Annotated in this window: 1 protein-coding gene; it reads left to right on the forward strand. The window is 66.1% G+C overall.

All coding sequences use genetic code 11. From position 1 onward, the window contains the following. A partial coding sequence (locus IV091_RS08500; RefSeq protein WP_293467556.1) for a glycoside hydrolase family 15 protein occupies positions 1–1,701 on the forward strand: 1,701 nt, incomplete at both ends.

A 1,701-nucleotide genomic window follows, 5' to 3' on the forward strand; every position in this document is an offset into this window, starting at 1 on the left:
TGCCACGCTTTGACGGCGACCCGGTGTTCAACGCCCTGCTGGCGCCTGGCCAGGCTGACACGGACGCATCCAGCGCGTTTGCCATTGAGATTGAGGACTTCGCGCACGCCAGGCAGTGGTACGAACCGAATACCGCCGTGCTGCACACCGAACTGTATGACCACAGCGGGCAAGGCATAGAGATCACCGACTTCGCACCGCGCTTTTATAGCCGCGCGCGGTTTTTCAAGCCCATGACGCTGGTGCGGCGGGTGCGGCCCCTGCACGGCGCGCCGCGCATTCGCGTGTCGCTCGACATCCGTTATGACTGGGGCCGCCGCCAGCCCCTGATCACGCAGGGCAGCAACCACCTGCGCTACGTGGGGGACGCGCTGACGCTGCGGCTCAGCACCGACGCACCGCTGTCGCACCTGCTGTCGAAACAGCCCTTCGTGCTGACGCGCGCGCATGACTTTTTGCTGGGCGCTGACGAATCGCTGGCCGGCGGCATTGCCGACACGGCGCGGCTGTTTGAGCAGGAAACCGTGGCCTACTGGCGCCAGTGGACGCAGCGCCTGCACATTCCGCTGGAGTGGCAGGAGGCCGTGATCCGCGCTGCCATCACGCTCAAGCTGTCGCTGTTTGAGGACACCGGCGCCATCGTGGCGGCCATGACCACCAGCATCCCCGAGGCGCCCGGCAGCCAGCGCAACTGGGACTACCGCTACTGCTGGCTGCGCGATGCGTTTTTTGTGGTGCGCGCGCTCAACAGCCTGTCCGAGGTCAGCACCATGGAAGACTACCTGCGCTGGCTCAGCAACGTGGTGGTGCAGGCCAAGGGCGGGCACATCCAGCCGCTGTACGGCATTGGCCTGGAGCGTGAACTGCCGGAAGTCATGATGGACCACCTGAGCGGCTACCGCGGCATGGGCCCGGTGCGCGTGGGCAACCAGGCGCAGGAGCATTTTCAGCATGACGTGTATGGCAACGTGGTACTGGGCGCGGCGCAGGCCTTTCATGACCAGCGGCTGCTGCACCGCGCCGGGCTGGCCGAGTTCAAGCGGCTGGAAGACGTGGGTGAGCAGGCCGCGCGCACCTACGACCAGCCCGACGCCGGCATGTGGGAGTTGCGCACGCGTGCCCGGGTCCACACCTCGTCGGCGCTGATGTGCTGGGCCGCCTGCGACCGGCTCGGAAAAATCGCGCGGGTGCTGACGCTGCCCGAACGTGCGGCCTACTGGCAGGGCCATGCGCAGCGCATGCAGGAGCGCATTTTGCGTGAGGCCTGGAGCGAAGAGCGCCAGGCCTTTGCCGAGAGTTTTGGCGGCCGCGATCTGGATGCCAGCGTGCTGCTGATGATCGAGGTCGGCTTCATTGACCCGAAGGACCCGCGCTTTGTGGCCACCGTCGACGCCCTGGAAATCCATTTGTGCGACGGACCCTATATGCGCCGCTACGAAGCCCCCGACGATTTTGGCAAGCCGGAAACGGCCTTCAACATCTGCACCTTCTGGCGCATCGACGCGCTGGCGCGGATTGGCCGCAAAGCCCAGGCGCGCGAGATCTTTGCCGCCATGCTGGCCGCGCGCAACCACCTGGGCCTGCTGTCGGAAGACACGCACCCGGTCACGGGTGAAATGTGGGGCAATTTCCCGCAGACCTACTCGATGGTGGGCATCATCAACGCCGCAGTGCGCCTGTCAGCGCCATGGGACTCCCAGG

Source organism: Polaromonas sp. (assembly GCF_018780625.1).
Classification (GTDB): Bacteria; Pseudomonadota; Gammaproteobacteria; order Burkholderiales; family Burkholderiaceae_C; genus Polaromonas.